This is a genomic window from Rheinheimera sp. D18 (genome assembly GCF_004345025.1).
In the GTDB taxonomy this organism is placed as follows: Bacteria; Pseudomonadota; Gammaproteobacteria; order Enterobacterales; family Alteromonadaceae; genus Alishewanella; species Alishewanella metallidurans.
Window position 1 is genome coordinate 318,248 of the sequence record NZ_CP037745.1, and the last position, 24,234, is coordinate 342,481.

The 24,234-nt window shown below is 42.8% G+C and carries 23 protein-coding genes; 9 read left to right on the plus strand and 14 right to left on the minus strand.

Annotated elements, in window-relative coordinates:
• Positions 1 to 20: 20 nt before the first annotated feature.
• A complete protein-coding gene (locus tag E0Z06_RS01590; RefSeq protein WP_132581284.1) occupies positions 21 to 944 on the plus strand; it encodes a Dyp-type peroxidase in 924 nt (307 codons plus the stop codon).
• A gap of 13 nt (positions 945 to 957) precedes the next feature.
• Here the strand turns inward: E0Z06_RS01590 and argR are convergent, their stop codons facing one another.
• Positions 958 to 1,425, minus strand: coding sequence for a transcriptional regulator ArgR (gene argR / locus E0Z06_RS01595; RefSeq protein WP_132581286.1), 468 nt, complete (start codon positions 1,423 to 1,425; stop codon positions 958 to 960).
• Between the two features lie 188 nt (positions 1,426 to 1,613).
• Between argR and mdh the strand changes: the two genes are divergently transcribed.
• On the plus strand, positions 1,614 to 2,552 hold the full coding sequence (mdh, locus tag E0Z06_RS01600; protein ID WP_132581288.1) for a malate dehydrogenase: 939 nt from the start codon (positions 1,614 to 1,616) through the stop codon (positions 2,550 to 2,552).
• Between the two features lie 62 nt (positions 2,553 to 2,614).
• Here mdh and ispB read toward each other — a convergent pair whose 3' ends face one another.
• Entirely contained in the window at positions 2,615 to 3,586 is a 972-nt protein-coding gene (gene ispB / locus E0Z06_RS01605; RefSeq protein ID WP_132581290.1) for an octaprenyl diphosphate synthase, read from the minus strand.
• A gap of 210 nt (positions 3,587 to 3,796) precedes the next feature.
• Between ispB and rplU the strand changes: the two genes are divergently transcribed.
• The 5 genes from rplU (at position 3,797) to E0Z06_RS01630 (ending at position 6,664) form a co-directional block, all read left to right on the plus strand.
• On the plus strand, positions 3,797 to 4,105 hold the full coding sequence (rplU, locus tag E0Z06_RS01610) for a 50S ribosomal protein L21 (RefSeq protein ID WP_132581292.1): 309 nt from the start codon (positions 3,797 to 3,799) through the stop codon (positions 4,103 to 4,105).
• Between the two features lie 15 nt (positions 4,106 to 4,120).
• Complete coding sequence (gene rpmA, locus E0Z06_RS01615; protein ID WP_008220951.1) at positions 4,121 to 4,378, plus strand: 50S ribosomal protein L27; 258 nt, start codon at positions 4,121 to 4,123, stop codon at positions 4,376 to 4,378.
• A 163-nt stretch (positions 4,379 to 4,541) separates the two neighbouring features.
• Positions 4,542 to 5,702: an Obg family GTPase CgtA gene (cgtA, locus tag E0Z06_RS01620; RefSeq protein WP_132581294.1), complete on the plus strand. Its 1,161-nt coding sequence runs from the start codon at positions 4,542 to 4,544 to the stop codon at positions 5,700 to 5,702.
• 11 nt (positions 5,703 to 5,713) lie between these two features.
• Positions 5,714 to 6,211 carry a type 3 dihydrofolate reductase gene (gene folA, locus E0Z06_RS01625; protein WP_132581296.1) on the plus strand — a complete coding sequence of 166 codons (498 nt, stop codon included), beginning with the start codon at positions 5,714 to 5,716 and terminating at the stop codon, positions 6,209 to 6,211.
• A 72-nt stretch (positions 6,212 to 6,283) separates the two neighbouring features.
• Positions 6,284 to 6,664, plus strand: a complete 381-nt coding sequence (locus tag E0Z06_RS01630; RefSeq protein WP_132581298.1) for a DUF3718 domain-containing protein — start codon at positions 6,284 to 6,286, stop codon at positions 6,662 to 6,664.
• A 90-nt stretch (positions 6,665 to 6,754) separates the two neighbouring features.
• Here the strand turns inward: E0Z06_RS01630 and E0Z06_RS01635 are convergent, their stop codons facing one another.
• The 7 genes from E0Z06_RS01635 to lptD form a co-directional block, all read right to left on the minus strand.
• Positions 6,755 to 8,767: a methyl-accepting chemotaxis protein gene (locus E0Z06_RS01635; protein ID WP_132581300.1), complete on the minus strand. Its 2,013-nt coding sequence runs from the start codon at positions 8,765 to 8,767 to the stop codon at positions 6,755 to 6,757.
• Positions 8,768 to 8,841: 74 nt separating this feature from the next.
• Positions 8,842 to 9,660, minus strand: coding sequence for a symmetrical bis(5'-nucleosyl)-tetraphosphatase (locus E0Z06_RS01640; RefSeq protein ID WP_132581302.1), 819 nt, complete (start codon positions 9,658 to 9,660; stop codon positions 8,842 to 8,844).
• Positions 9,660 to 10,037: a Co2+/Mg2+ efflux protein ApaG gene (apaG, locus tag E0Z06_RS01645; RefSeq protein ID WP_132581304.1), complete on the minus strand. Its 378-nt coding sequence runs from the start codon at positions 10,035 to 10,037 to the stop codon at positions 9,660 to 9,662. Before apaG ends, E0Z06_RS01640 begins: the two co-directional genes overlap by 1 nt.
• Entirely contained in the window at positions 10,034 to 10,846 is an 813-nt protein-coding gene (rsmA, locus tag E0Z06_RS01650; RefSeq protein WP_132581306.1) for a 16S rRNA (adenine(1518)-N(6)/adenine(1519)-N(6))-dimethyltransferase RsmA, read from the minus strand. Before rsmA ends, apaG begins: the two co-directional genes overlap by 4 nt.
• Positions 10,839 to 11,834 carry a 4-hydroxythreonine-4-phosphate dehydrogenase PdxA gene (pdxA, locus tag E0Z06_RS15610; protein WP_207903119.1) on the minus strand — a complete coding sequence of 332 codons (996 nt, stop codon included), beginning with the start codon at positions 11,832 to 11,834 and terminating at the stop codon, positions 10,839 to 10,841. The genes rsmA and pdxA overlap by 8 nt, the downstream gene beginning before the upstream one ends.
• Complete coding sequence (surA, locus tag E0Z06_RS15615; protein WP_207903120.1) at positions 11,835 to 13,124, minus strand: peptidylprolyl isomerase SurA; 1,290 nt, start codon at positions 13,122 to 13,124, stop codon at positions 11,835 to 11,837.
• Positions 13,125 to 13,135: 11 nt separating this feature from the next.
• Positions 13,136 to 15,397, minus strand: coding sequence for an LPS assembly protein LptD (gene lptD, locus E0Z06_RS01660; protein WP_132581308.1), 2,262 nt, complete (start codon positions 15,395 to 15,397; stop codon positions 13,136 to 13,138).
• A 165-nt stretch (positions 15,398 to 15,562) separates the two neighbouring features.
• Between lptD and djlA the strand changes: the two genes are divergently transcribed.
• Positions 15,563 to 16,372, plus strand: coding sequence for a co-chaperone DjlA (gene djlA / locus E0Z06_RS01665; protein ID WP_132581310.1), 810 nt, complete (start codon positions 15,563 to 15,565; stop codon positions 16,370 to 16,372).
• Position 16,373: 1 nt separating this feature from the next.
• Here the strand turns inward: djlA and E0Z06_RS01670 are convergent, their stop codons facing one another.
• The 5 genes from E0Z06_RS01670 to rapA all read right to left on the minus strand — a co-directional run bounded on the left by E0Z06_RS01670 (position 16,374) and on the right by rapA (position 22,517).
• A complete protein-coding gene (locus tag E0Z06_RS01670; protein WP_243695538.1) occupies positions 16,374 to 17,105 on the minus strand; it encodes a DUF3530 family protein in 732 nt (243 codons plus the stop codon).
• Positions 17,106 to 17,206: 101 nt separating this feature from the next.
• Positions 17,207 to 17,545, minus strand: a complete 339-nt coding sequence (locus E0Z06_RS01675; protein WP_132581314.1) for a hypothetical protein — start codon at positions 17,543 to 17,545, stop codon at positions 17,207 to 17,209.
• A gap of 179 nt (positions 17,546 to 17,724) precedes the next feature.
• Positions 17,725 to 18,804: an OmpA family protein gene (locus E0Z06_RS01680; protein ID WP_132581316.1), complete on the minus strand. Its 1,080-nt coding sequence runs from the start codon at positions 18,802 to 18,804 to the stop codon at positions 17,725 to 17,727.
• Positions 18,805 to 18,948: 144 nt separating this feature from the next.
• Positions 18,949 to 19,602 carry a pseudouridine synthase gene (locus tag E0Z06_RS01685; protein WP_132581318.1) on the minus strand — a complete coding sequence of 218 codons (654 nt, stop codon included), beginning with the start codon at positions 19,600 to 19,602 and terminating at the stop codon, positions 18,949 to 18,951.
• 2 nt (positions 19,603 to 19,604) lie between these two features.
• Complete coding sequence (gene rapA / locus E0Z06_RS01690; RefSeq protein WP_132581320.1) at positions 19,605 to 22,517, minus strand: RNA polymerase-associated protein RapA; 2,913 nt, start codon at positions 22,515 to 22,517, stop codon at positions 19,605 to 19,607.
• Between the two features lie 238 nt (positions 22,518 to 22,755).
• On the opposite strand from rapA, the gene E0Z06_RS01695 reads away from it, so the two are divergent.
• Complete coding sequence (locus tag E0Z06_RS01695; protein ID WP_132581322.1) at positions 22,756 to 24,147, plus strand: PhoH family protein; 1,392 nt, start codon at positions 22,756 to 22,758, stop codon at positions 24,145 to 24,147.
• Positions 24,148 to 24,234: the final 87 nt, after the last annotated feature.

The following is a 24,234-nucleotide window of genomic DNA, read 5'->3' on the forward strand; positions in this document are numbered from 1 at the left end:
AGTGATTTAAAGGAATAGATGTGGCAAGAGAACAGTTGGGAATATGTGCTGAAGCAAATTTACATGGTACTTATCTGCTATTAAATGCTTTTGAGGGCCATGAAAAGGTATTGCGTTATAAGTTAGCACGTATCTCGCAGTTGTTTGATCGTTTGGCGGGGCATTTTTCTGAGGCGATGTTAACGGGCATGGTTGCTGTAGGCAGTAATTATTGGGATGTGCTTTATCCTGATGCCAGGCCCGCCGCCTTAAAAACCTTTCCAGAGATAGATGCGAATGATATTGGTATGGCGCCAGTACCTATAGATCTATTGATCCAAATTCGTTCAGACCGGCTTGATGTTAATATTATTGCTTGTCAGCAAGTATTACAGCTATTGCAAAGCCACGTTGAAGTGCAAGAACAGCTGCAAGGTTTTCGTTATTTAGATGGCCGTAACCTTACTGGTTTTATTGATGCACCTTATAATCCTGGAACACGAACTAGACGGCCGGTTGCGTTAATAAATACTGAGCAACAACCTGTTTTTGCTGCAGGTAGTTATTTATACCTACAATATTTATGTTTTGATCAGCAAGCATGGCAACAATTAGCGGTAGTAGACCAAGAAGAAATTATGGGCTGTTATAAAGTATCTGGTAAGCCCTTACCGGCAGAATTGTTGCTTGCAGATAGCCATTTTGCCGTTATGCAAAAACACGGCGAACAAAATACCATGGTACTACAACAAAATATGCCGTTTTATCAGCTAAAACGTCAGGGCTTAATTCAAATGAGTTTTGCCGCTAGTCCTGAAGCATTGAATGAGCAACTATATCAACGTTTAGGTATAGCAGAGCATGCGGTGGGGGCAGACTTACTGCTGGCTTATCATCATATTGAATTGAGTGCAGCGTTCTTCGCACCCTCTATCAGTTTTCTTGAGTTATCAGCCACAGATTAAATTTAAGCTTTAATTACACTTTCTCAAATAATTCAGTAACCTTAGTAAGCGTAAAATCTATATTTTTTACGCTTATAGGAGCAATGAAAATCGTATCATCACCCGCGATAGTTCCCAGTACGCCTTCCGCTTTGCCTACCGAGTCAAGTAATCGTGCAATAAGCTGTGCTGCACCAGGGCTAGTACGAATAATGATCATCACGTCGTTATGCTCAATATCTAATACTAGCTGTCGCAATGGGCTTTTAGTGGTTGGTACGCCTAATTCTGATGGCAGGGTGTAAACCATATCTTGTCTGGCGTTACGCGTGCGAACGGCACCGTATTTACTTAACATGCGTGATACTTTTGACTGGCTAATATTGTCAAAGCCATCGTTTTTTAACGCGTCAACAATTTCACCTTGAGAACCAAAGCTTTCAGTTTTTAATATTGATTTAAAAGCCTGAATTAACGCTTCTTGCTTAGCTTGTTTAGTCATACCGTGCTCATTTTTGTAATTTATTGCCACTATCTTAACAAAGTTCGTCGCTGGCGACACTTTGTGAAGTAAACTAGATTAAAATTCGCTAAAATGCCTAAACTTTAAGCTTAAGCTATTTGTGTTTTTTACGCGGTTTCAGTATTGTTGGCGCGTTTTTCATTCAATCGTTATCGAGGGAAATAATCATGAAAGTAGCCGTTTTAGGTGCCGCCGGTGGTATTGGTCAGGCATTATCATTATTACTGAAGCTAGACTTGCCAGCAGGTACAGATCTCGCATTGTACGATCTAGCGCCAGTAACACCGGGTGTTGCGGTTGATTTAAGTCATATCCCTACCGCGGTTAAAGTAACTGGTTATGGTAAAGAAGATTTAAACACGGCGTTAGCCGGTGCAGATATTGTTATGATCCCTGCTGGTATGCCACGTAAGCCTGGCATGGACCGTTCAGATTTATTTAATATTAACGCCGGTGTAGTAAAAACGCTTGCTGAAGCTATTGTACAGCAATGCCCTAAAGCACTAGTGGGTGTAATTACCAACCCAGTAAATACTACGGTAGCAATTGCTGCTGATGTATTTAAAAAAGCGGGTACTTATGATGCGCGTCGCTTATTTGGTGTAACCACGCTTGATGTTATTCGTGCTGAAACCTTTGTTGGTGAGTTAAAAGCTAAAAACCCAACTGAAATAGCTGTGCCAGTAATTGGTGGCCATAGCGGTACTACTATTTTACCTCTGTTATCTCAGGTTGCAGGCGTAAGCTTTAGCGATGACGAAGTTGCGTCATTAACGCATCGTATTCAAAATGCCGGTACTGAAGTGGTAGAAGCTAAAGCGGGTGGCGGTTCAGCGACGTTATCAATGGGCCAAGCTGCAGCGCGTTTTTGTCTATCTTTAGTGAAAGGTTTACAAGGCGAAAAAGTAACTGAGTATGCTTATGTTGAAGGCAACGGCGAACACGCTCGTTTCTTTGCTCAGCCAATAACCTTAGGTAAAAATGGTGTGGAAGCGTTGTTGCCGATAGGCACATTAAGTGCTTTTGAGCAAAAAGCGATGAACGATATGCTAGGTACCTTGCAAGCAGATATTACGCTTGGCGAAGAATATGTAAAAAATAATTAAGTTGGTTTTTGCATAAAAAAAGGCGCTGATGCGCCTTTTCTATTATATACACTTAACTGCGATTAGTGCGTTCTGGATACGGCAATATCGGCTAGTGCCAGTAGAGCTTGTTTGTAAGCAGATTCCGGCAGCGTTGCCAGCGCTTGACGCGCTTTCTCTGCTTCTTGTTCAGCAAGGTTGCGCGTGTAGTGAAACGCTTTGGTGTCGTGCAGTGCTGTCATAATGGCATCAAGATGCAGCATGCCATTACCTTGCTCTATCGCTTCACTAATTAGCGCTTTTTGCTGTGCCGTGCCGTGTTTTAGTGCATGAATAAGCGGTAAGGTAGGTTTGCCTTCAGCTAGATCATCACCGATATTTTTACCTAGCTCTAAGGCGTCAGCTTGATAATCTAAAACGTCATCAATTAACTGAAAAGCAGTACCAAGGTGCATACCGTATAATTTCATACTGTTCACTACAGCTTCAGGTTGCTGTGTAATAATGGCGGCTAATTGCGTAGCAGCTTCAAACAGTTTTGCTGTTTTGCAGTAAATAACCTGCATATAGCTTTGTTCAGTGGTATCTGGATCGTTAACGTTCATCAGCTGTAGCACTTCGCCTTCAGCGATGATGTTAGTTGCGTCAGCTAGCACATGCATAATACGCATGTCATTTAATGACACCATCATTTGGAATGAACGGCTATACAGAAAGTCACCAACTAGTACGCTAGCTTGGTTACCAAACACTGCGTTAGCTGTTTGTTTACCTCTTCGCAGCGTAGATTCATCTACGACATCGTCATGCAGTAAAGTTGAGGTATGAATAAACTCAATAATGGCCGCAACGGTAATGTGGGCGCTGCCTTCATAGCCAAGAGCTCTAGCCGCTAATACCGCAAGTAATGGCCGTAAGCGTTTACCACCACTATTAACGATGTAGATGCCTAATTGATTGATCAAGGCAACATCGGAGTTTAGTTGTGAAAAAATATGTTTATTAACCGCAGCCATATCGGCAGATGATAACTGCTGGATCTGTTCGAGCGTCATGAAAAACAACTGCTTAAGCCAAAGAATGGCTGCAATTCTACACCATCAGGCACAGAGTCCCAACTCAAAACTAGATCCTTTTCTAACATCAGTGATCTTTTTTATATTACTACTTGCGGGGGTATAGGAAATTGCGTACAATTCGCGCCCTGTGAATTGAATTAACACGCCCCTTAAAAAAGCGATGGCGTGCTTTGTACGGAGTTAACTATGTACGCGGTTTTCCAAAGTGGTGGCAAACAGCACCGTGTGACGGAAGGTCAGACTCTACGTCTTGAAAAATTAGACTTAGAAACCGGCGCAACAATCGAATTTACACCAATGATGGTCGCTAATGGCGAACAAATCAGCATCGGTGCACCTTTAGTTGAAGGTGGTAAAGTAGTAGCGGAAGTGGTCACTCATGGCCGTGGCGATAAAATTAAAATCGTTAAATTCCGTCGTCGTAAGCATTCACGTAATCAGATGGGCCACCGTCAGTGGTTTACTGAAGTGAAAATTACCAGTATCAGCGCGTAACAGGAGTATCGACACATGGCAAGCAAAAAAGGTGTAGGTAGCACTCGTAACGGTCGTGATTCAGAAGCTAAACGCTTAGGTGTTAAACGTTTTGGCGGTGAGTCTGTATTAGCTGGTAGCATCATCGTGCGTCAACGTGGTACTAAATTCCACGCTGGCACTAACGTTGGTATCGGTAAAGACCATACTTTATTCGCTTTAACCGAAGGTAAAGTGAAATTTGAAGTTAAAGGTGAGCACAATCGCAAGTTTGTGAGCATCGTCAGCGAATAAGCTGAAAATCTTCAAAGAAACCCCGCCTCGTGCGGGGTTTTTTATTAAATAAACTGTGATATAGGTGTCGAAATGTGTTTTTCGGCATGTTTTAATAACCTAAGTTATACTTGTTCTAGTTAGCAATTGGCTAGAATTAAACTGATTAATCAGGACGCACCCAATGAAGTTTGTAGATGAAGCGATAATTCGAGTTGAAGCCGGTGATGGTGGCAATGGCATTATCAGTTTTTTACGTGAAAAATTTGTATCAAAGGGTGGTCCTAACGGCGGCGACGGCGGCGACGGCGGCGATGTCTATCTGGTTGCAGACGAGAACCTGAATACCCTAGTTGATTTTCAATTTGAAAAATTTCATCGCGCCGAGCGCGGTGAAAATGGCGCTAGTGTTAACTGTACGGGGAAGCGCGGCAAAGATTTAACCTTACGTGTACCTGTAGGTACTCGCGCAGTAGACGTTGATACCGACGAAATATTAGGTGATTTAACCCATATTGGTCAACGCCTGTTGGTGGCAAAAGGTGGTTGGCATGGTTTGGGTAATACCCGTTTTGCTAGCAGTACTAACCGAGCGCCGCGGAAAAAAACCAATGGTACGCCCGGTGAAATTCGTAATTTACGTTTAGAATTATTGTTATTAGCTGATGTAGGCTTGCTCGGTTTACCTAATGCTGGTAAATCGACACTTATTCGCGCTGTCTCATCGGCAAAACCCAAAGTTGCTGATTACCCGTTTACTACTTTGGTGCCTAATTTGGGTGTGGTTCGTGTTGAAGCGCACCGTTCTTTCGTTATCGCTGACATACCTGGTTTAATTGAAGGTGCGGCTGAGGGCGCAGGTTTAGGTATACAGTTTTTAAAACATCTCGAAAGATGCCGTTTATTGTTACATGTAGTTGACGTACTACCTGCGGATGGTTCAGATCCTGCAGAAAATGCAGTTACAATAGTGCATGAGTTGGCAAAATATAGTCAAAAGTTAGCCGGAAAACCGCGTTGGTTAGTTTTTAATAAACTTGATCTCGTGATGGCTGATGAGCTAGAAGAAATTATTGCCAAGGTGACGTCTGCGCTTGAGTGGGACGGGCCAGTATTTAAAATTGCTGCCGCAGGGCGGACAAACACCGATAGGCTAGCTGCAGATATTCTTAATTATATAGAACTATTACCTGTAGAAGAGCCAGCAGACCCAATAGCTGATCCTGTAACATTTAAATGGGATGATAGTCCAGTTGATATTCAGCCTGTTGCCGAAGATGAAGACGACGACGATGATGACTTTGATGAAGACGACTACGATGTAGAAGTAATTTATCAACGTTAAGGTATCTGTAAATGATAATTTCGATGATAGCAGCTATGGCAGACAACCGGGTAATTGGTAAAGATAACCAAATGCCGTGGCATCTGCCCGCAGATTTAAAGCATTTTAAGCGCCTTACTCTAGGTAAGCCTGTGGTAATGGGGCGGAAAACTTTTGAATCTATAGGTAAGCCCTTGCCAGGTCGACGAAACGTTGTCATCAGCCGTACTGCGCCATTGGATAATCGTGGCGCCGAGTGGGTAACCAGTTTGGCGCAAGCGTTCGAATTATTAGCAGGGCAAGCTGAGGTAGTGGTTATCGGTGGTGCCGAAATTTATAAGCAATGCTTACCAGTAGCACAGATTTTATACCTGACTAAGATTGATTTAAATGTAAGCGGCGATGCATTTTTTCCGGATTATCAATCGAGTAGTGCAGGGGCTTGGCAAGTAATAGATGAATATGAGCAGCCTGCTGATTCTGCTAACCCTTATGCATGTCGTTTTGTTACGTTACAACGAGTAATTTGATTTTGGCTTAATTTGCACCAGCACAAACATGTTGTTAATATAATTCATGTGATGTTCAGCGAGGAGTAGTGAATGAGATTATTGCCAACTATAGTTTGTGGTGCTGCGGTAACACTGTCGTTATTAATTGCACCGGTTGCAGTAGCCGATGATCAGTTAGCTGTGTCAATGTGTGACTATGTAACTGCAGATGATAAAAACCGTTTACGTAAGGTACTGAGTGATTATCGACTGCGGCTACGCAATATTTATGATGGTGTGCTGTGCAATGGCGATAGCTTGCTGCGTCATGCGTTTAAAAGTAACGCAGTAGACGTTGGTGAGTTTATTGCTAAGCAGTTACCAGGTACGGCTATCGCAAACGCTGGAGATATAGCTTGGGCCGAAGCCAATGGGTATTCTGCGTCGCCATTGTTAGCGGTATTAAAAGCTCGCGCCGGTGAAGGTGATTAAGTTAGACGTTTATATTACTGACAACCTCATTTTAACTGAGCAATAAAAAAACCGCGTATTCGCGGTTTTTTATTGCTGTTACAAATTACATTATACTTTAAATTGCTCAACTGATACGCGCAGCTCTTCTGCTAAACGTGCTACTTCATGACTAGATTCAGAGGTTTGTTCTGCGCCTGATGCAGTTTCTTCAGCGATAGATACAATAGATTCCAATAGTTTACTGATCTCATGCGATACATGGTTTTGCTCTTTAGCAGCATCAGATATTTGCTCACTCATATCGTGGGCTAAATGTACCGCTTGAGTAATTGAGTCAAGTGCCAACGTTGCTACTTCAGTTTTATCTACGCACTCTTCTGCTTGTTTTTTACCTTTATTCATTGCTTCTACTGCCGCCTGAGCGCCACTTTGCAATACTTGGATCATTGCTTGAATTTCTTGGGTAGAGGCCTGAGTTTTACTGGCTAATGAACGGACTTCATCTGCAACTACCGCAAAGCCTCGGCCTTGTTCGCCTGCGCGCGCAGCTTCAATTGCTGCGTTTAATGCCAGTAAGTTAGTTTGCTCTGCTATGCCACGAATAACGTCTAAAATGCTACCAATTGATGCACTATCTTTATGCAGTTTATTGATCACCACTGAGGCTTGGTCAACTTCGCGTGATAGTTGAATAATAATTGCTTTGTTCTCAAGAGAAATACCTCTAACACGTTCAGCTTCGTTGTCGGCATTTTTAATTTCAGCCAATGCGTCGTTAGAACTTTGCAGCACGCCTTGAGAGGTACTGCTCATTTCGGTGGTTGCAGTTGCCGCTTGGGTAACCTGAGATTTCTGTTCGCGAATGGCTTGAGTTGTTTGCACGGTAATGGCTGATGTCTGCTCTGATGCTGCAGCAAGCTGAGTTGAGCGAGAAATAATACCTTGTATTAGCTGTTGCAAATTGCCAATTACGGTATTGCAGTTACGTGCTAAGTCACCAAACTCGTCTTGTGCGCTATCATCGAGTTTTTGTGTCATATCGCCCGATGCCACCACGCTTAAAATCTGGTTAACTTTGGTCAACGGTATTGAAATGCTGCGCACCGTTAATGTAGCAATAATAATAGAAAATATAATTGAAAGTAGTACCACTATGAATATAGTAGTAATAGCATTTGATACGCCAGTGGCAGAATCGTTTTGAATCATTTCTGCAGCTTTACTGGCTTGATTTAATAGCCGAGCAAGGCTTGCCATACCATTGGTGGCTTGCTCTTCAGCAGAGGCCAGTAAAGCGGTTGCATCGGCAGTGCTTTGCAAACGCTTAAGCTTAATATTGGGGATGCCATTATTTTCATTTAATAGTGTGTTTATTTGGCTTATTTTTTCTTGTAATTCATTTACTAGATTAACCTTACCGTTAGTCTCGGTTTGTATTACTGCAAATTGCTCATTTAATTCTTTTAAACGAAAAGCAATTTCATTGTTGATGGTATTCGCGGTGGCATCAGATGCCGTACGGTTTAAATCAACTACGTTACTGATCAGGGTATTAATACCGGTTTCAATACTGGTAGCGGCTTGATAAGAGCGAGGAAAACGTTTTTGTACATCCCGGGTGTCGGTGAAATCTAGAATAAGTGAAGCCATATCATCGGCGTGTGTTTCTAAGTCTACCAACTTATTATCAATGTCATCACGTAAGCGAAGGCTATTATTTAGTTGCTCAAATAAACGTGTTGCTGCTGGCGTAAAGTTGCTATATGACTCATTGACTGCAGCTGCGGCTGATTTCAGTGTTGCTTCATCTTGCACTGCTGTTGCTAGTCGTTTAGCCGCTTGCTGATAGCGTTCTTGTTCGGCATCAAATTGGCGCCGTAGCTGCTCAATTTCAGATAGTGTAGTGGCGTTAAAGGCTTGTAAGTTAAGTTTGCTCATTACTACAAACTCACTTTGCATTGCGGCACTGTTCTCTAATGCAGGGATAGATACTTTATTTACTTCAGCGGTTGAGGTACTGATACTGCTTAAACTGCCGTAAGCAGTTATACCAATAAGTAATAGCAGTAGCGAGATAATACCAAATCCGCCTTTAACTTTTAATGCAACGGTTAACTTCATAACAACTCCCACTTTTTGCATTAGTAATGCACCTTAATTTAAGATGCTAAGCTGAACAAGTTTGCACAACGCAATTAATTATACTGTGTCGGTTTAAAACCTACGACACTATAACGTTGTTGGGTTTCAATACAATATGCGGTGAGAGTATTTCCCCAAACACAGCCAGTATCCAGTGCATGTATATTAGTAACGGGACTATAACCATTTAACGACGCCCAGTGGCCAAAAAATAGCTCAGGTTGCAGTTTACTGCGCCAGAATTCATACCAAGGTATTAACTTTAACTGATTTCGCGGATGGCCCTTTTCTTTTAACTGTAACGAACCGTTGGGTCGGCAAAAACGCATTCGGGTGCAGCTATTAATAGTGAATCGCCAACGCTCTTGCTCCGTTGTGATATCTGCAAGGCTATTAGGTTTATTTCCATACATATGCTGCAATAGAAGCAAAGGTGCAGTACGAAGTTGATGCTGTACTTCCTGTGTCATTTCAATGGCCTGTTTAACTGACCATTGCGGTGATAAGCCGGCATGCACTAGCATATAACGCTGATCTTCACTGATGTGAAGCAGCGGCTGTTGGCATAGCCAGTGAATCAGATCGTCCAGTTCTGGGCTAGCAAATACTGGCTGGAGTAAGTCCTGTGCTTTTACTTCACCGACACCATAGTAACAAGCAATTAGATGGAGATCATGATTGCCTAATACAGTAACAGCAGAGCTGCCGAGACTTTTAACAAACTGTAGACATTCTAAGGATTGCGGACCTCTTGCTACTAAATCACCACAAAACCAAAGTTTATCTTGCTGTGGCTGGTAATTAATATGCTGTAGCAACCGTTGAAGGGCATCATAGCAACCTTGCAAATCGCCAATGACGTAGGTAGCCATTAATTAAGAATATTAGGCATGGCTAGTCTAAACAAGGGTATGGCGGCATGAAACCGCTCCATTTGTTCGGTGGCCATTTCATAATGCCCTTGCATGGTGCCAACCGGTGTTTCTAGTATTGCGCCGCTGGTATAACGGTAGCTGCTACCTGGTGCTAAGTTAGGTTGTTCACCAACAACGCCGTCGCCTTCTACTTCAGTTTGCTTGCCATTGGCATCGGTAATAAGCCAGTAGCGGCGCAACAGCTGAAGAGGCTGGTCGCTATGATTACGAATGGTAATTGTGTAGGCAAAAACAAAACGCTCTGCTGCCGGATCAGATTGCGCAGCAATATATAATGTTTCTACTTCTACTGGCACATTAAAATGAGACGTCATAAACCAGACTCTTGTTGCTGCAGCCATTGTGCAATGTGTATAAAATCATTCACGCTTAGTTGTTCAGGTCGTAATCCGGGGTTTAAGCCAAGCTGCTCTATCTGCTCCGCCGTCGCAAAGTTGCTAAAACAATTGCGCAGTGTTTTACGGCGTTGATTAAACGCTTCTAGGCAAACACGGTTTAATACTTCTGCCGCCACTGGAGCTCGGCTTGCAATGGCCCTAGGAATTAAGCGTACGACTGCAGAATCTACTTTTGGCGCAGGTTTAAAGGCGCCGGGGCCGACTTGAACTACGGGGATAGCCTCACAGTAGTACTGTGTCATTACACTTAAGCGCCCAAAAGCTTTACTACCATGAGTGGCGGTCATGCGCTGCACAACTTCCTTTTGTAACATAAAATGCATATTTTCAATTAAATCAGCATATTGAAAAAGGTGGAACAATAAAGGAGTGGAGATATTGTAAGGCAGATTGCCAAACACTTTCATTTTTTGGCCATTTTTTACCAAGCTGGTGAAATCAAACTTCATTGCGTCAGCTTGGTAAATCGTCAGTTTGTCTGCTAATTGTGGGTGTTGTTGTAACCGCTCGGCTAAATCTCTATCCAGTTCAACTACAGTTAAGTGCCTAGCTATTTCGGCGACAGGCTCTGTTAGCGCGCCAAGGCCTGGGCCAATTTCAACTAAAACATCGTTAGGTTTAGGCGCTATGGCTTTAACAATACGGCCTATAACCTGAGGGTCATGTAAAAAGTTTTGGCCAAAGCGCTTACGGGCGCGGTGCCCTTGGTGTACGTTATCAGTCATTTATCGTCATCGTTTTAGTGGCCATTATAATTGCTTGGTTCACAGCATGAAATAAGCTACCGGCGTCGGCTTTGCCTGTCCCCGCTAAGTCCAGAGCAGTACCATGATCTACAGACGTTCTTAGTAAGGGCAGGCCTAAACTAATATTTACTGAACGACCAAAACCCATGTGTTTTAGTACGGGTAAGCCTTGATCATGGTACATAGCAAGTACGGCGTCGGCGTCGTTCAAGTATTTGGGTTGAAACAAGGTATCGGCGGGTAGAGGACCAATTAAATTCATACCTGTCGCGCGCAGCTTATCTAGGGTAGGAATAATAATATCGAGTTCTTCACGGCCAAGATGGCCATCTTCACCCGCATGTGGGTTTAAACCGCAAACATAAATTTTTGGTTGCGCTATAGCAAATTTCTGTTGTAAATCATGATGCAAAATACCAATAACCTTGGTTAGGCGTTCAGCGGTAATAGCTTTGGCCACATAAGCTAGAGGAATATGGGTTGTTGCCAAAGCTACTCGTAGTCCTTCTGTAGCCAACATCATTACAACATAGGGGGTATTAGACTGTAACGCGAAGAATTCAGTATGGCCGCTAAAGGGAATTCCCGCCTTATTGATAATACCTTTGTGTACTGGGCCAGTGACAATAGCGTCAAATTCACCACTTATAGCTTTTTCGCCGGCAAAGGTTAGGGTTTGTATGACGTAGCCACCGTTGGCCGCATTAAGCTGCCCAGTGATCACTGGTTCTTCTAGTGCGAAATCAACTATCGTTAGGCTACCTGCTTGCTGTGCTTTAGGGCTGATTGTTGCATTGTAAGGTAGCAACCGTAACGGCAGTTGTAGCTGCGCAGCGCGCTCAATTAAAAGTTCGGCATTGGCACAAACCACCAGTTCAACCGGCCAATCTTGCTGCGCCAGTTTTATTACCAGATCAGGGCCTATGCCTGCAGGTTCTCCCGGAGTAATGCCAATGCGTAGTGTCATTTATTTCTCCGACATGACTTCAATATGCGCTTCAGCACGTAATTCGCGTAGCCAGTTACTCGCTTCTTCGTTGTAGCGGCGATTAAAAATCATTCGGTACACTTGTTCGCGCTTTTTATCAGCTGTAGCGTCTACGGTGCGTTTATCTAATACTTGGGCGATATGCCAACCATGTTCAGTGCGAAATGGCTCACTAATCTCATTTATTGCTAATCTGTTTAGAGTGTCTCGAAATGCTGGTACAAAAATACTGGGCTCACTCCAGCCTAAATCACCGCCGTTTAATTTAGAACCCGGGTCTTCAGAGTGCTGCTTTGCTAACTCTGCAAAATCTGCCTCGCCAGAGCGAACTTTTGCGGCAAACTCTGCCAACATGCTGCGGGCACGGTCTTCGCTAACGATAATTGACGGCTTAATAAGTATATGACGAGATTTTATTTCGTTGATGTCGGCTACGTTTTCACCGCGAATATCAAAAATTGTGAGGATGTGAAAACCAGCACCAGAACGCAGTGGCCCAATAATATCAGTTTTTTTACGGCCGCGAATAGCTTCAGAGAACAAGGTTGGCATTTCGTTAATATTCATCCAACCAAGGTCACCACCTTCGAGGGCGTTAGAACCTGAAGACGATGCTATTGCAATGCGCTTAAAGTCACTGCCGTCGCGTAAAAGTTGCATAACTTTATCTGCACGATCTTTGGTCTCAGTAATATCTTCTGCGGTTGCTTGGCTTGGAATAGCAATAAGAATATGACCGATATTGTACTGCTCGTTACTCGCGCCCTGATCTTCCATCAGCTTTATTAAGCTATCGATTTCTTGAGGGCTAATATAAATACGCCGTTGCACGTTAGCACGCACCACTTCGCCGGTAATCATTTCATCGCGAAGCCGCTCACGAAACCGCTCGTAATTACCTTCTTCGTTAATAACTTGTTGACGAAAAGCATCTAACGATAACTTTTCATTTTGGGCGATATTACGGATAGTATCGTCCAACTGTGCATCACTTATTTGCATGCCCATACGCTGAGCCATTTGCAATTGTAAGCTGGTAAGAATTAAACGTTCGGTTGCCTGAGTGCGCAGAGCAGCGTCAGACGGTAACGTTTGGTTTTGTGCGGCGGCATTGCGTTTAACCCGCTCAACAATGTCTGCAATATCACTTTCTAACACCACACTGTTATCCACTATGGCGGCAACGCTGTCTATTTCACGTTCAGTAGCGAAACTGCTAATACTGACACAACACAGCAGTGTTGCAGTGATAAGTCGAAATAACTTCATAAATTCCTACATCAATTAGTTAGTAAGTACGGTCGGCGATAATTAAAAATGCCGTTTGAAAGCATATCTGTCACACCAAAACCGGCGCTGTCGCCAAAACCTTTGAGAACAAACTGTATGCCTACACTACTGTCCAGTTGGCTTGCTTGGGCAAAATTACCAACTGGCAGATTAAGATCGGTCATAACCTGCCGCTTTGCAACCAGTCGCACGGCCCAGCAACAGGATTCATACTGCATACCAAAGCTCAGATCTATCATACGACGATTTGTCAGATCACGATAGTAACTACCGACCAGCTGCCAGTTATCGGTTACTGGCATCGTGCCAAGCACACCGAGTTGTCGAATTTCCACTCCTGAGACTGCACGGCTGAACCTATGGTTCAACTGGAAAAGACTTTTATCACTTGCTCGGTAGTCTAGCGACGCACTGCTTTTCATCACTTCGTTGCTATCAACATCATACTGTACTGCTGAGCTAAAGTACCATTTACGATACCAATGCCAAATAAGCTCTGCTGCCAGCATAGATTCAGATGAGCTAAAATCTTCCAGCAGGTCTGCGGACATGCTCGGTTGTTTTAAAAAGAAGATTTGGCCTAAACTAAAGCGAAATAACTCGTTATCAACATTATCATAAAATCGGCTGGTCCAGCCAACAGTTAGCTGGTTGGCTTCGTTAATTCGATCTAAACCAGAATACCGGTTGATACGAAACAGGCCATAATAATCGTCTTGCAAGCGGGTGGTATCGTACAAGCCAATCGGGCTTTGTTCACGATACGGAATATATAGATATTGAATTTGTGGCTCGAATGTTTGTAAGGCCGGTGCACCAAACCAATCATATTCACGCTCAAAATTTAATCGAGAGTGTAAACGAATTTTAGGTACTGTACGTGTCACTGATGGATCAATCTCTAAGCTATTGTCGCTAGTATGCTGCTGATAATAGGTATAAAGCAGACTCGCTTCGGCAGTAAACTCGAATGCCGGAGTCACAAAGGGTAGGCTGATACTAGGTTCAAGGTGCAGACGATTAGCACGATCTATGGCAGCTTCGTCATTGTAAAAATGCGCATACTGCGCTTGCCAAGCAAAATTAATACCAGGAAACAGGGCTACTGGTTTTGCCGAGGTGAGACTTAGCTCTGGTAATGAGCTGTAAGCCTTGTTGTAATTACCCAAGATCTCGAAGCTTTGTACTCTAAGCTGCGAATGTACTTGTTCGCCGTAATAGTTTAATGCTGCTTCGCGTAAAAGTTGTGTGTCACTTTGGTTGCTATAATCTGAGCCCAGCTCACTAATATAAGCATCATCACTTACGTCGGTAACATCAATAAAAGCCCGGAGCCTTGGCGTTAGATCACTTAAGTGGCTAAAGTGGCTAAGATAACGCGCGCCAAAATCATTATCTTTCTCGTTGTCAGAGTTCAAGTACTCAAGTTGCAAACTGCCTTGATGGGCTTCAGTTAGGTAACGAAACTCAGATTTTAGCTGTGCGCCGCGTTTACTCATGTAGCGCGGTGTTAACGTTAGGTCATAATTAGGTGCCAAATTTAGATAATATGGCAGTTCAAAATCAACGCCTAATTTTTGTGAGCTGCCAATCTTCGGCAATAATAGGCCGCTACGTCGCTGTTCGTTTACTGGAAATGTAATATAGGGCAGATATAAAACAGGAATATCTTTAATTCTAAATATGGCGTGGTGAGCTTCCCCCCAGCCTTCATCAGCTTCAATGTTAATTTCTTTGGCGTGTAGTGCCCAACTATTATCGTTGCTGGGACAAGTAGTAAATAAAGCCTGCTCAAGTACTAGCTGGTCTTCAGATGCGGTTAATTGTTTTGCATAACCTCGGCCAGCCTGGGCGGCAAATTGATAATTTGCGTCGTCTAAACTAGCTTGGTTGTGCGCTAAGTCGGCAGTAAAACGGCTGGCACTGACCTGCAGTACTTTATTGAAATAAGTTAAACCGCCATCAGCAGTCATATTCTGTGCGGTGCTACTAAAATTAGCTCGAGGTGCTAACAACAAAGTATCACGATAGGTTATTTCAACATTGCCAATAAAATGCGCCTGCTGATTATCTGTAAGGGTAACGTTATCTGATGAAATACTGATCGTTGGGTCGGCGGCATTTAACTGGGCAAGAATTTTCGGTTGCTCAACTGGCAGATAACATACCTCAGAAGAAACGGTGTCAGCATGCGCTACAGATAAGGTTTTGAAAACCAATAGAAAAAAAACCACCGCTAACCCATGTTTCATGCAGTTACTCTTGCCTTACTTGTATTTAAATAGCGTCATTGTATTGCGAGCTTGCTATGATAAATCAATTTTAGAAATCCTGCTAATCCGATATAGTATTAGCGGCATGTAGCGGCGTTATTATTGCGTTTGTATTGGTTGTTGGTTTAAAAATAAGGGTGTGATGTGTGGGGTAAAATTCTTGGTGCATTATTCGGTTTGGCGTTACTGAGGCTACCAGGATTAATTATTGGCCTTTTGCTCGGGCACTGGTTTGATAAGGCGTTTCGGCAGCAGTTTGAGCAAGGTGGCGGCTTTAGCGGTTTATTTAGAGACAGTGCTGATGAACAAGGATTATTTCATTACACTACATTTTCTACAATGGGGCACATTGCTAAGGCCACAGGTACGGTAACCTCGGTGCATATTCAACATGCAACCGCCTATATGAACCAGTTAGGTTTAAATAACCTTCAACAAAAAGAGGCTCAAGCTGCGTTTCGTGATGGTAAAGCGGCAAGTTTTCCGCTAAGGCAACAGCTACAGCAGTTTTATTATGCTTATCGACGACATAAGGATGTGCTGCAGTTATTTCTTGAAATTCAATTAAGTATTGCTTGTATTGACGGTAATATGACGGCCAGCCAATATGGCTTACTGCAACAGGTTGCGGGTTACCTTAACTACAGTGCTGCGCAGTTAGAGCGATTATTGCAGGCACATCAGGCACAAAGCCGTTTTTCTTCACGTACTAATTTTAGCCGTGGCCAAACCGCGAAAGATACGTTGGCAGATGCCTATCAGCTATTGGGTGTATCCGCGGATGTTAGCGATAGCGTATTAAAGAAAGCATACCGTAAATTGATGATTCAGCATCATCCTGACAAGTTGATGGCCAAAGGGGTACCTGCAGAAATGTTAGATGTTGCTAAACGCAAAACTCAGGACATTCAGTCTGCCTATGAACTTATTAAACAGCAGCGACATAATAGATAAACTACAAACCGACTGAGCCAAGCCAGCCGTATATTTCTTGAAACACCCATTGTTGCACATCCGCATTATAGCCAGAGCCATTAACTAAACGCTGTCGGTATAATGCTTTTAAATGTTTATTTGCTAACTGACGCCTAAGCTTTAATTGGCTTGTTACCATAACGTTATCTTGTTGGCTGCTAATATCTAGTGTGGGCACCTGATGTGTTGCTAGTGCTTTAGCGATGTTACGATTTAATGTTGCCTCAGGAAGAAAAGCGCCAAGCATAATAAAGGCGGCGGGTTCAGCTAGCTGATTTGTGGAAAAAAGTTGGTTGAGTAGCGCTGCGCTAGTGCCTTGGGCAATAATAATGGTAACACCACTATGCAATTGAGCTTGTTTTTGAGCTGCATTCAATCGTTGTAATAGCGCTTGTTGGTAGCTATCTAGGCTTTTTTCATTTAATTCAACGGGTAATGTAGGCGGCATTATTGCTAGCGTGTACCAGCCGTAACTGTTTAGCTGCTGGCGCAGTAGATCTATGTGCTTGGGGCTTGCTGCATGCTCATTACCATCAGGTAATAAAATTGCAGTGCCCTTAGTATAGCTGGTTAAGGTTTCACGCTGCAGCGACATAAAGGTTTGTTGCTCATCTATGTTTAATGCTACAACTTCATCTGCTGGCAACTGACGTATTATGTCTGCAGCATAGTTTTGTTCAGTAGACGGTACCGCTAAAATGATTGATGACATTGTCAAACAATACATTATGAGTAAATAGCTAATAACGTTTTGTCGCATACTGATGATCCATAGCTCGGCTTAACAGGCTATCGGCAGCGCAGCGGTTTACTTTAACTGTTATTAGCAGCTACGGTTGTTGTGATAATGTATTTTCGAAAGGTGTATAGAACTTGGGATTTATAGTCAAATTTAATATAGTTTGGCTGCTGCTCGAGAATTGTTACATCAGCTGAGTCGGGCAGAATAAAACAAAATTTGGTAGGTTTAAATTCAACTAGTGCTTTAGCCATTTCCTGTAAATGTTCATTTTCAGCTAAACGCGCTACTTCTGATTCGGCATTGCAAACATGAGAGTTTGCGCTCAACGACACCAGTGGTGTTTGCTCAGCTGATACCGAAAAAAGCGCAAATAAACTTGCTACATTTAGCAGATAATGGCATTTAGACATTGTAAACTCCAAGCACGCTATTAGATCAAACTACATTATTGTAATACTACATAAGGTTAGCGGCGAGCGATGATGCTAGCATAATTAGATTATGCAGAGTTAGCAAAAATATTAATTACCATTAATTTAGGCTAAAAAAAAGCCGCTGTTTGACAGCGGCTTTGAGTTAAAACAATTGCTTAGCGTAATACTGGCTCTTTAATTTTAGCCGTTACTTTAGCTTCAATGCGCTGGTTAGCTGCGTGTGCTGCACGAGTCGAACCTTCAACGCGAGGACGTGTAACACCGTAGCCTACTGCGCTGATACGTGATGAGTCGATGTTGAAGTTTTTCTTCAGCATGTCTGCAACTGCATTAGCACGACGCTCTGATAAACGCATGTTATATGCTGGATTACCAATGTTTGACGCGTGACCTTCAATTTTTACTGTTGATTCAGGGAAGCGCTGCATAAACGCACCTAAGTTTTCAACATCAACGCGCTGGCTTTGTGGTACTACTGCTGAGTCGAATGGGAAACGAACTTCAATATCAATATCGCCTACTGATGCCATCTTCTCTTGGTAAATAGTACAGCCTGTTGCGTCTACTTTATGGTTCGCCGGTGTATTAGCACATTTATCTACGTTATCTAATACGCCGTCAGCGTCTGAATCTAGTTGTGCAACTGGTGCTGGAGCAACTGGAGTAGGCGCTGGTGCTGGTGCTGGAGCGGCTGCTGCCGTACCAAACACATAAGTCATACCCAATTTTATTCCCGCGTCAGCATAAGACTTATCGATACCTTGGAAACGATTAGCTTCAGCAAACAGTGCGAAGTTTTGATTAAAGAAATGCTTGTAACCAACACCTAGGTTTAATGCCGTTGTGTTTCTTACTGCATCAATGCGATTTAAACCACCTACGATATAAACTGACGGCAGTTGAGCTAAATGGTACATTGCGGCGATACCCAGACGTTTACCATCAGCATCTGAACCATCTAACTTTGAGCTTAAGTCTAACTTGGCATACTCAGCACGTAATGCCCACTGTTCCGTTAGGTAGTAACCTAACTCTAAACCGTAGCCCCAGTCTTTTTCCATGTAATTCCACGCAGCAGATTCAGTTTTATCTGTATCTGGCATGTAGTATTCTGCGAAAATTGAACCAAATACGCGTTCTTTTAAATCTGCAGAACTTACAGCGTCGGCCATTACTGCACTACTAAATAATGGCACTGCTGCCGCTACTGCTAAAAACGTTTTATTAAGTTTCATCCATTTCTCCTTAGGCTCATCTTGCACTAAAGTGCATTATCAAATGCGCTTCGTACATATCATTTAAATAATTTAAAAACATTATTGAACTTATTATACATCGATTATATGAACGGTGGGTTAATGTTGTAGTACTTTTTTAAATTAAAAAGGGCAAGCAGCAAAACATATTAAGGGCTGTCCCGTATCTGGGTGGTAAAATGTCAACTTTTCAGCATGCAACAATAAGCGACTGGCGGCTTGATAAGAGATGTCATCGGCGTAAAATTTATCACCGAGGATTGCGTGACCTAACCACTGCAAATGCACTCTTAGTTGATGTGAGCGCCCAGTAACTGGCGTTAATTTAAGTCGTGTTGAACTTTGATCACGCTGCAGTACCTGATAATGCGTTAATGAAGGCTTGCCATATTGATAGCATATTTTTTGTTTTGGTCTATTTGGCCAATCACAAATTAATGGCAAATCAATACTGCCTGTATCTGCTTCTACGCTACCTTTTACTCGAGCTATATAATGCTTTTCGGTTTCGCGTTGCTGAAATTGGCGATTAAGTTCGCGCTGGCTAGCAGCGGTTAACGCCATTAATACTACGCCTGAGGTGGCCATATCTAACCGATGAACAATACGAATGCCAGGCCAAACTAACCGAGCACGATATTCTAGACTGTCTTTATGTTCGGGCGCTTTGCCAGGCACAGTAAGTAAGCCACTGGGTTTATTAAACACCACCAGCACATCATCCTGATATAAAATATCTAAATAAGGCGACATTGGTGGTGCATAATGCAGCAACATAATTAATCGTGGCTTACAACAATTAGCCGAATAGCATCTAGCTTTAACCGTGCTTTGCTAATGTAATCGGCTATTTGTAGTTGTTGATTGTGTAATGCGTTAATTTCATCTTGGCGCACTGATGGATTAAATTTTTTTAGCGTAACTAAACGCTGTTGTTGCTCATACAATGTTTGCTGCGCGTGTTGTTGTGCTTTACCGACAATAGTATCTAACTTGGTTTGCGCTAAGCTGGTTGCCTTGGCAATTAAGGGGTGCACTGTAGTTTGTAATGCGCTGGCTAGCTTGCTCGCATTTTGTCGGCCAATTGGCTTTAGCTGCTTATTTAATTGCTCAAAGCTAACGTTTTCAGAAAGATTATTGCCATTTTTATCTAGCAGTAAGCGTAGTGGGGTTGCAGGTAAGTAACGATTCAGTTGTAACGTAGCTGGAGCACTGGCTTCAACAATAAAGTTTAATTCTAATAAATAACTGCCAACGGGTAGCGCTTTGTTTACTAGAATAGCAACAGAGCTACTGCCATGGGGCTCGGTGGTCAAAATATCTAACGTACCGCGAACCATTGGATGGTCCCAGCTTAATAATTGAATATCTTCTTCTGCTAGTGCGGTTGCTCTATCAAAAGTAACAGTTACACCATCATCACCTAACCCAGGATAGCTGGTGCAGTGCATGTGTTCAGAGTGTGAAAGAATGATGCTAGTATCATTGCGGTCATCTTGATTAATACCCAGCATATCCCAGGCTTTAAACATTAACATAGGCAGAGCGGTGTCATTATCTTGTGTTGCCAGCTGTTCTGCCAATGCTTTTGCTGCGGCGCCACCACCAGAGTTTATTTCCAGCAGTTGATCTCGGCCTTGCTCTAATTTTTGTTTTAATGCAGCGTTGAGTTGCTGAGTTTGCTCAATAATATTGGCAAGTAGTTGTGTGTCGATATTTGGTTGAGTTAATAGCGACAATAATTGGGGGGAAAAATGTTCAAATACGACACGGCCAGTTTGGCACGTATGTTCTATGGCATTTAACCCGTGCTGATACCATTCCAACAATACCTGCTGACTATGATTAGTAAAATACGGTAAATGAATTTGAATATCTTCACGTTGGCCAATTCGGTCAAGACGGCCAATTCGCTGCTCTAATAAATCTGGATTGAGCGGCAAATCAAATAATACTAAATGATGCGCAAACTGGAAATTACGGCCTTCACTACCTATTTCCGAGCAGACTAATAACTGTGCACTATATTCTTCTTGAGCAAAATAAGCGGCGGCTTTATCGCGTTCCAGTATTGTCATCCCTTCGTGAAACACAGCGGCACGAATACCTTCACGCACGCGCACGGCTTCTTCTAACGCAATTGCGGTTTCGGCATGAGCGCAGATAAGTAAAAACTTATCATGCTTGTGTTGTTTCAATAGGTTTAATAAGTAGTCAACACGTGGGTCGAATTGCCACCAATTACTGTTGGTATCAAGCTGTTGTAATACTTGCTCAGGAAATAAGTTGGCCCGAATTCGCTGGGCTTCTGTCAGTGACGGATTAAGGCTAAAGTGCACTTTTAATGCGTTTTGATATTGTTCTGGTAATACAAGCGGGGTCAGATGAGCATGACGCTGAGGAAAACCTTTCACACTGGCACGACTATTACGAAATAGTATACGGCCAGTGCCGTGATGATCTAACAGCTGAGACAATAATCGTTGACGAGCTTGAGCTTGCAGTTCTGCGCTAGCATCCACATCGTTTATTTGTTTAAGCTCACTACTAATATCGCTTTCAGTTAACGCTTGACGCAGTGCGGCAGCTTCTGCAGTAGTTAAAATACGCTGCTCTAATAGCGGAATAGCTACAGTAGCAATATGCTGGTAGCGCTGCTCCTCCTGCAAAAATGCGTCGTAGCTATGAAAACGAGCAGGGTCTAGCAGCTTTAATCTGGCAAAATGGCTTTCATGGCCTAACTGATCGGGTGTGGCCGTTAACAGAATAAGCCCTGCCGTATTTTGCGCTAAGTCGCTAATGCGTTGATATTCTTCACTTGGGTTATCCTCGCTCCACTGTAAGTGGTGCGCTTCATCCACAACCAATAAGTCCCACTGGCTTTGTGTTGCTAATTGGTGCCAACGAGGTTGGTTTTTTAAGAATGATAAACTACATAATACCAGCTGTTCAGTATCAAACGGATTGGGGTTATCCAAGGCTGACTGTTCACAGCGTTCTTGATCAAATACCGAAAAGTGCAAGTTAAAACGGCGTAGCATTTCTACTAGCCACTGATGTTGCAATGAATCGGGTACCACAATCATTACTCGGCTAGCAAGGCCGCTAATCAGTTGCTGATGTATAATAAAACCAGCTTCAATAGTCTTGCCTAAGCCTACTTCATCGGCAAGCAATACACGCGGCGCATGGCGCTGTGCCACTTCGTTAGCAATATGCAACTGATGTGGAATTAAGCTAACACGAGGCCCAGATAAACCCCGTAGTGGGTTTTGTTGTTGTTGATGCACATGCTGCCAAGCTTGATAACGTAAGCTAAACCAATCAAAGCGGTCTATTTGGCCGGCAAATAAACGATCTTGTGGCTGATTAAAGCTAATAAAGTGATCAAGAAATGTTTCTCTTAGCTCAATATAGCTGCCATCGTCTAAACGCGTACCGCAATATACTAAGGTGTCGTGTTGTTCTTTAATGGCACTGACGAGTATTTTAAAATCATCAGCGCTTGCCACTTCGTCGCCAACGTTAAATTGTACCCGAGTTAATGGGGCTTCTGCTTGGGCGTAAAGGCGGGTTTCGCCACTGGCTGGAAATAAAAGTGTTAAATGACGGCCTTCCAGCGCAACTATAGTGCCTAAACCTAAATCGGATTCTGTATCGCTAATCCAGCGTTGTCCCAGAGCAAACTTCATTCTGTACTCAATCAGTTAAAATGGCGCGCTATGGTACTAGGAATCAGGTTGGGCTGCATCTGAATTTGCAATTAATAACACTGCTGATTTTTAGTTTTTTATGAAAAATGTTTAATAGTGCTATGAGTGTATGAAATTACGTTAGATTTTGCTTTTGCTCAGGCAAAAAAACGCGTGTTGCACTATGCTTGTTTTATGGCACAACTCATAAACTTGTTTCAGTTAAGGGGATAGCCGTATGGCGCGAAAAAAAGATAATGAAAAAAAAATCTACGTTCTCGACACTAATATTCTGCTACATGAACCCTTTGCCTTCCTAAACTTTCAAGAGCATGACGTTATCATTCCAATGACCGTATTAGAGGAATTGGATCATATTAAAGATCGTAACAAAGACGTTAGCCGCGATGCCAGAGTAGCAATACGCGCACTAGAAGATGTGTTAAAAGATGCTTCGCCCGATCAAATGCTACAAGGTGTCGCCATACCTAGGCAAAGTGAACAAAACCAAGGTGGTCACTTGTTTATTATTAATGACCATCATATTTCTGATGAAATACCCGGTCTGCCCGGTGGAGAAAATGATCATCTCATCATTAATACTGCACTTTATCTGCAGCGGGAGAAAAGCCCAACTAAAGTTATTCTTGTAACCAAAGATATTAATATGCGGCTAAAAGCCAAGGGCGCTGGGCTTAAGCTGGTTGAAGATTATCGCACTGACCAGTTAATTGACGATGTTCGTTTTTTGTATAAAGGTTATTACGTTTTTTCTGGCGAATTTTGGCGCCAGGTTGGTGAGTGTCGCAGTGAAAATGCCGGCAGAAGCACCTATCATTATGTGAGTTGCAGCTTGTTACCCAATGCTTATGTTAATGAATACCTAATTGATGAGGCTGAAAGCTTTGCCGGCAAAGTGGTATCAATTACTGAGACAGAAATTTGTATTCAGGATTTTGGCTACGAACAGTTAATGCATCGTCAAGCTTGGGGTATCAGGCCGAAAAATATTTATCAGGCAATGGCGATGCAGGCTTTGTTAGATCCTCACTTAGACTTAGTTATTCTAACTGGCCCTGCAGGTTGTGGTAAAACACTTATTGCGTTGGCAGCTGCGCTTGAACTGGTAATTGAAAAAGGCATGTACGACAAAGTAATTGTTACTAGAAATACGCCAGAAATTGCTGAATCTATTGGCTTTTTACCTGGTACAGAAGCAGAAAAAATGGCGCCTTGGTTGGCGGCGATTACCGACTCATTAGAGGTACTTCATAAAACTGATGAGCATCCGCACGCTAGCGTGAATTACATTATGGAAAAAGCGAACATTCAATTTAAATCGGTTAATTTTATGCGTGGTAGAAGTATTCAAAATGCGATTGTAATTTTAGATGAGTGCCAAAATTTAAGCGCCGCACAGTTGAAAACTATTATTACGCGCTGCGGCGAGGGCACTAAACTCATTTGCTCGGGTAATTTGTCGCAGATTGATAGTAACTATTTAACTGCGGTTACGTCAGGGTTAACCTATATTGTAGAGCGATTTAAAAACTTTGAAGGCAGTGCAACTATTAATTTAAATGGCGTGGTGCGTAGCCGCTTAGCGTCTTTTGCGGAAGTAAATTTATAAGCAAATAAGTTGAAATGCTAGCCTAGTTAACTAATGATGCCGTTCAACTGAGCTGGTTATGGTTATAATAGCCGCGAAATTAGGTCT